The following is a 6,413-nucleotide window of genomic DNA, read 5'->3' as shown; positions in this document are numbered from 1 at the left end:
GCTCGTTGTCTATGTGCCGGTGACGCATGCTGAGGTGGTGCGGAAGGCCTTAGGCGATGCCGGCGCCGGGCATATTGGCCGCTACAGCCATTGCACGTTCAACAGCCGCGGCGTCGGCACGTTTTTGCCGGAGGAAGGGGCGCGGCCGTTCATCGGCGAGCAAGGGCGGCTCGAGGAAGTTGAGGAAGTGCGCATCGAAACGATCATGCCGGCCTCTCTTGAACGGCAAGTGATTCAGGCGATGCTGTCTGTTCATCCGTATGAGGAAGTGGCATATGATATCTATCCGCTTGACAACGGAGGCCGCCGCTTCGGGCTCGGGCGCATTGGCCGGCTGCCGCAGCCGGTGACGCTTGGCGCTTTCGCCGAGCAGGTGAAAACGGCGTTTTCCGTTCCGGCGGTGCGCGTCGTGGGCCGACTCGATGATCTCGTGCAAACGGTCGCGGTGCTCGGCGGGGATGGGAATAAGTTTGTCGCCGCCGCCGCATCGGCCGGGGCGGACGTATACGTGACAGGGGATGTGTATTACCACACCGCCCATGACGCCCAAGCGCTCGGCCTTCACATCATTGATCCGGGACATAATGTAGAAAAAATCATGAAAGAAGGCGTAGCCCGTTACTTAACCGCTGAGCTCGCGAAACGTCAATGGGAGGCGGAAGTGATCGCTTCCAGCGTCCATACCGATCCGTTTCAGTTCGTATGAACGGCCAACGAAAAAGGCTGTCCTGGATGAGCGGTTCAACCGTTTGTCCAAGACAGCCTCTCTTTATGGACGAAACAACCGTCACTCTTCTTTCTTTGTTTTCACTTTCGGCAAGATTTTTTGCAGCGGCACTTTCCGTTCCCGCTTCCATGTCGATGGGTCGTTCGGGTCAAACTGCTCCAAAAAATCGATCACTTCTTTCGTAATCGGCGTCGGGGTGGAAGCGCCGGCGGTGACAGCGACTTTTTTCGCATCTTTAATCCAGTTGATGTCGATTTCCGTCACATCAGCGACGCGATACGCCTTCGTGCCGGCGATCTCTTCCGATACTTGGGCGAGGCGGTTCGAGTTGTTGCTGCGCGGGTCGCCGACGACGATCGTCACATCGGCTTCCTTCGCCTGCTCAGCGACCGCCTCTTGTCGAAGCTGGGTGGCGAGGCAAATTTCTTTATGCATTTCCACGTGCGGGTATTTTTCTTTCACTTTCGCCATGATGTCGGCGACGTCCCATTGGCTCATCGTCGTCTGGTTCGTCACCATGATGCGCTCATTGTGAATGGACAGCCGTTCGACATCATCGATGGTTTCCACAAGATGGATTCTTTCCGGATTGATGCCGACCGCTCCTTCCGGTTCCGGGTGTCCTTTTTTGCCGATATAGATGATATCGTAGCCATCGGCGAGTTTTTGTTCGATGAGCCGATGCGTTTTTGTCACATCTGGGCATGTCGCATCAATCGTGACAAGTCCCTTTTCGAGCGCTCGTTTTTTCACTTCCGGTGAGACGCCATGGGCAGTGAAAATGACGGTGCCACGATCGATTTTTTCCAAAATTTCCAAACGGTTTTCACCATCGAGCGTGATGATGCCTTCTTCGGCAAACGCATCCGTGACGTGCTTGTTATGGACGATCATGCCGAGAATGTAAATCGGACGCGGCAAAGATGGGTCCAACGCCGCGTTGCGGGCGATGACCATCGCATCGACCACCCCGTAGCAATACCCGCGCGGGGTAATTTTAATCACTTCCATCATATTCCCTCCCTGCCGCCGGTTGTGCGGCGGTTGTTCACCTTCCATTATATCGGAGCACCGGGGAGAAGACAAAGAATAACCGCCCTAAACAGCAGGTGCGCTAGGGCGGGGAAAGAAACTAGATATACAGTTTCGGCTTGGACGGCTTCGGGGCGGCCGGTGCTTCTTTTTCTTGCGGCTCTTCGCGCTTTGCCTGCGGAACGGAGCGTTTTTTTGGCGCCTGAGCGGCCGGCTTTTGTTTCGTTTCGTTGGCCGGTGCGCTTTCCGACGTTGTTTCGCCTTCCCCTTCGTCGGCCGGTTTCAACTCGCGGAAAATGCGGATCATCGCCGGAAGATTGCGGATGAGCGGTCCATACTGTTGCACCATCGGCATGACGTTTTGTGCGATGCCAAGCATTTTTTGCAAGTTGTTTAACATACCAACCAAACCGCCGCCCGTGTTGGATGCGGCGGTGTTAGCGGCGTTGGGCAGCAACGGCAGCCCCCACGGAGACGATGCAGCAGCCGGCGGCTGCCCGCGCGAAAACAAGCGGGCCAAGAAGCCACCGGGGCCGCTGGGGCGGAAAGGCGGCGCCGGCATGCGGGCGAACGGGGCTGGCGGCCTTCCGGCAAACGGAGAAGGCATCATCGGGGGCCGACTGTATCTCATAGCAGCTTCCTCCTTTCGGTCGTGCGGATGAACGAATGTCCTCCTTTCTACAATATGCGGGCAAGGCGGGAAAGGTTTGTTGCAGGATCGTCTTTAGTTGCGGCAGGGGGCAGCGATTCGCTATAATGGTGAAGCGGACGAAGCGGTGCCCATATGCCATTTGAAACGTTAACGTTTACGCTCTTTTATGGAGCCAGCCGGTATTTGATCGACTGTCGGGTGACCGAACAATACCGCTTCCAGACCGATGCATGGATTTGTGAAACGGTTGGTTGTTCCGTCTTCCGTCGCGTCAAAGCTTGCCGCCGACAGTCGGAAAAATAGACGGCACGCTTTTGGGCCAACGAGATGGGAAACCTTCCAGTTTCATTTATCATCCTAAACCGAGAAGACCCCCACTTCCACGCGTGAGCGTAAGTGGGTGATGAATCGGTATTCGCCATCGATCTCCCTCTTGCCTTCAACGAACAAAAGGTGTAGAATAGACAATAGAACAAATGTTCTATGCGGAAGGAGGGAAGGTCATGCACAAAGCCTACCGCTTTCGGCTGTATCCCACCCGAACACAAGCGGAACGGATCCGTCAAACGATCGGATGTTGCCGGTTTGTGTATAATCACTTTTTGGCCGAATGGAATCAGGCGTATGAAACCACCGGAAGAGGACTCGGCTACAACGAGTGCTCCAAGCGGTTGACCGCATTGAAGCAAACTCTCCCGTGGCTGAAGGCGCCGGATTCGACCGCCTTGCAAAACGCGTTGCAACAGTTGGACGAGGCGTTTGACCGATTCTTCGATGGAATCGCGAACGCTCCCCGCTTCAAAAGCAAAAAACACCCGAATCAATCGTACACCGCCCAGTGCAACTACCCAAAGAAAAGGCGTCCATCCATCGAGGTAGATGGCCATCGCTTGAAGCTCCCGAAGCTTGGATGGGTGAAGTTTGCCAAAAGCCGTGAGGTGGAAGGCCGCATTCTCTCCGCCACCGTTCGCCGAAACCGAACGGGGAAGTATTTCGTCTCCATCTTGGTGGAAACGGAAATCCCTCCATGGCCGGCAACGGACAAGCAAGTGGGCGTCGATTTGGGATTGAAACATATGGTGGTTCTTTCCACAGGCGAGAAGATCGAACACCCCCAGTATTGGCGCCGATACGAAGAGAAGCTGGCCTATTGGCAGCGGGTGATGTCCGCCGGAAGCCGGGTGGTTCGAACTGGCAGAAAGCCCGCTTGAGGGTGGCCAGGCTTCATGAGAAAATCGCCAACTGCCGGAACGATTTCCTGCACAGGAGTCCACCCGCCTCATCCGCGAAAACCAAGTGGTGTGCGTGGAGGACTTGCGCGTCAAGAACATGCAGAAGAATCACAAGCTGGCCAAACGCATTTCCGATTCCGCGTGGGGGCGTTTTCTCAAGATGCTTGAGTATAAAGCGAAATGGTACGGGCGGACGGTGGTCCGTGTCGCGAGCACCTTCCCATCGAGCCAATTGTGCTCGTGCTGCGGGCATCGGCAGATTGAGGTGAAATCGCTCGACATCCGCGAGTGGGTGTGCCCGAACTGCGGAGCCGAACACGATCGGGACGAGAACGCCGCCCGAACTATTTTGCAGGAAGGGCTTCGTTTGCTGTCTTTGTAAGGCAGTCGAACCGTGGGACGCACGGGGATGGCTTGGTTCATAGCCTGCCGTGGGGCGGGTGTTCCCAAGAATCTCCCACCTCTAAGCGTTAGCGTAGGTGGGAGAGCGTTCAAAGAAGGGAGTGGTGCTTGATGACAGAAACGCAGTTCACTCGTTTTCCATTTCAACCGTTTATCATCGAAGCGATCAAGACGCTTCGTTTTTATAAACCGACGGAAATTCAAGAGCGCATCATTCCGGGGGCGCTGCGCGGCGAAAGCATGGTCGGCCAATCGCAAACCGGAACGGGAAAAACACATGCGTACTTATTGCCGATCATTGAAAAAATCAAACCGGAACGCGCCGAAGTGCAAGCCGTCATCACGGCGCCGACGCGCGAGTTAGCGACGCAAATTTATCACGAAACGCTGAAAATTACGAAGTTTTGCCCGAAAGATCGGATGATCGTCGCCCGTTGCTTGATCGGCGGGACGGATAAGCAAAAAGCGCTCGAAAAGCTCAACGTGCAGCCGCATATTGTCATCGGCACGCCGGGGCGCATCAACGATTTCATCCGCGAGCAGGCGCTTGATGTGCATACGGCCCACATCCTTGTCGTCGATGAAGCCGACTTGATGCTCGATATGGGCTTTATCACTGATGTCGACCAAATCGCTGCCCGGATGCCGAAAGACTTGCAAATGCTCGTCTTTTCAGCGACGATTCCAGAAAAGCTGAAGCCGTTTTTGAAAAAATATATGGAAAACCCGACCTTTGTCCACGTCGACCCGAAACAGACGGCGAACGAAAACATCGAACATGTGCTCATCCCGCTGCGCGGACGAGAGAAAACAAAACTTCTTCATGATGTGCTCATCAGCTACAACCCGTATTTGGCCATCGTATTTGTCAACACAAGGAAAATGGCTGATGAGGTCGCCGACCGTCTCGCTGAACAAGGGGTGAAAGTCGGCGTGTTGCACGGCGATTTGACGCCGCGCGAGCGGAGAAAGATGATGAATCTCATCCGCGATTTGGAATTTCAATATGTCGTAGCCACTGATTTGGCGGCGCGCGGCATCGATATTGAAGGCGTCAGTCATGTCATCAACTACGAGCTGCCTGATGATCTGCAGTTTTATATTCACCGCGCCGGACGGACGGCGCGCGCCGGCTATAGCGGCATTGCGGCGACGATTTACGAGCCGTCTGACCAAGATGCGATTGCCAGGTTGGAAAAAATGGGCATTTCGTTTGTCCACCGTGATCTCGTACGCGGCGAATGGAAGGAGCTGCCGCCGTGGAACCGGCGGAGCAAGCGGGCAGGCGAAAAAGACGACGAACTGGCGCTGCTTTTCGCCAAACTGAAAAAAGCGAAACCGGTGAAGCCGGGCTACAAAAAAAAGCTGCGCGCGGAGCTGGAGAAGAAGAAAAAGCGGCTTGGCCGCTTCAAAAAATCATAATAGCCGTCCGCCTTCAACGCAAAGAAAAGGGAGAGAAGAACATGTTAAAAATCGGTTCACACGTTTCAATGAGCGGAAAGAAAATGCTGCTGGCCGCCAGTGAAGAAGCGGCCTCCTACGGAGCGAACACGTTTATGATTTACACCGGGGCGCCGCAAAACACAAGGCGCAAGTCGATTGAAGAGCTCAACATCGAAGCCGGGCGCAAGCATATGCAAGCGCACGGCATCGAAGAGATTGTCGTCCACGCCCCGTATATCATCAATATCGGCAATACGACCAATCTCGATACGTTTTCGCTAGGCGTCGACTTTTTGCACGCGGAAATCGAGCGGACGGAAGCGATTGGAGCAAAACAGCTCGTGCTGCACCCAGGCGCTCATGTCGGCGCGGGGGTGGAAGCCGGACTTCGGCAAATTATTCGCGGACTGAATGAAGTGTTGACGCGCGAGCAGACGGTTGAAATCGCCCTAGAAACGATGGCCGGCAAAGGGTCGGAATGCGGGCGAACGTTTGAGGAGCTCGCGTACATTATCGACGGCGTCGCCTATAATGACAAGCTGTCCGTTTGCTTTGATACGTGCCATACGCATGACGCCGGCTATGACATCGTCAACGATTTTGACGGCGTCCTTGAGGAGTTTGACCGGATCATCGGCCTCGGGCGGCTGAAAGTACTGCACATCAACGACAGCAAAAACCCGCGCGGCAGCCGGAAAGACCGCCATGAAAACATCGGTTTCGGCCATATCGGGTTTGCTGCGCTCAACTATATCGTCCATCACCCGCAGCTTGAGGATATTCCGAAAATTTTAGAAACCCCATACGTGGGCGAAGACAAAAACAACAAAAAACCACCGTACAAATACGAAATCGCCATGCTGCGGGCGCAGTCGTTCGATGATCAGTTGCTTGAAAAAATCACCGCTGGGGCGGAATGAAAAAA

6 protein-coding genes and 1 pseudogene are annotated in these 6,413 nt (G+C 54.8%); 5 read left to right on the top strand and 2 right to left on the bottom strand.

Annotated elements, in window-relative coordinates; genetic code table 11:
* Nucleotides 1–706: Nif3-like dinuclear metal center hexameric protein (locus BRO54_RS06880; RefSeq protein ID WP_193408805.1), on the top strand; the 706-nt coding region annotated here is incomplete at its 5' end.
* An 81-nt stretch (nt 707–787) separates the two neighbouring features.
* Here BRO54_RS06880 and BRO54_RS06875 read toward each other — a convergent pair.
* Complete coding sequence (locus BRO54_RS06875) at nt 788–1,738, bottom strand: 4-hydroxy-3-methylbut-2-enyl diphosphate reductase (protein ID WP_074043522.1); 951 nt, start codon at nt 1,736–1,738, stop codon at nt 788–790.
* 121 nt (nt 1,739–1,859) lie between these two features.
* Nucleotides 1,860–2,390, bottom strand: a complete 531-nt coding sequence (vrrA, locus tag BRO54_RS06870) for a VrrA/YqfQ family protein (RefSeq protein WP_074043521.1) — start codon at nt 2,388–2,390, stop codon at nt 1,860–1,862.
* 153 nt (nt 2,391–2,543) lie between these two features.
* Between vrrA and BRO54_RS20045 the strand changes: the two genes are divergently transcribed.
* The 4 genes and pseudogenes from BRO54_RS20045 (at nt 2,544) to BRO54_RS06855 (ending at nt 6,408) form a co-directional block, all read left to right on the top strand.
* Nucleotides 2,544–2,714 (top strand): hypothetical protein, encoded by a 171-nt coding sequence (locus BRO54_RS20045; RefSeq protein WP_167367374.1) that lies wholly within the window; start codon nt 2,544–2,546, stop codon nt 2,712–2,714.
* Between the two features lie 200 nt (nt 2,715–2,914).
* Nucleotides 2,915–4,025: pseudogene (gene tnpB, locus BRO54_RS06865) on the top strand (IS200/IS605 family element RNA-guided endonuclease TnpB).
* 131 nt (nt 4,026–4,156) lie between these two features.
* The gene (locus tag BRO54_RS06860; protein ID WP_074043520.1) at nt 4,157–5,467 is read left to right on the top strand and encodes a DEAD/DEAH box helicase; all 1,311 of its coding nucleotides are present in this window, start codon (nt 4,157–4,159) and stop codon (nt 5,465–5,467) included.
* 41 nt (nt 5,468–5,508) lie between these two features.
* Complete coding sequence (locus BRO54_RS06855) at nt 5,509–6,408, top strand: deoxyribonuclease IV (RefSeq protein WP_074043519.1); 900 nt, start codon at nt 5,509–5,511, stop codon at nt 6,406–6,408.
* Nucleotides 6,409–6,413: the final 5 nt, after the last annotated feature.

This window comes from Geobacillus proteiniphilus (assembly GCF_001908025.1).
Classification (GTDB): domain Bacteria; phylum Bacillota; class Bacilli; order Bacillales; family Anoxybacillaceae; genus Geobacillus; species Geobacillus proteiniphilus.
The sequence above is the reverse complement of the archived record's forward strand: the minus strand, read 5'-3'. Positions and strand labels throughout refer to the sequence as shown.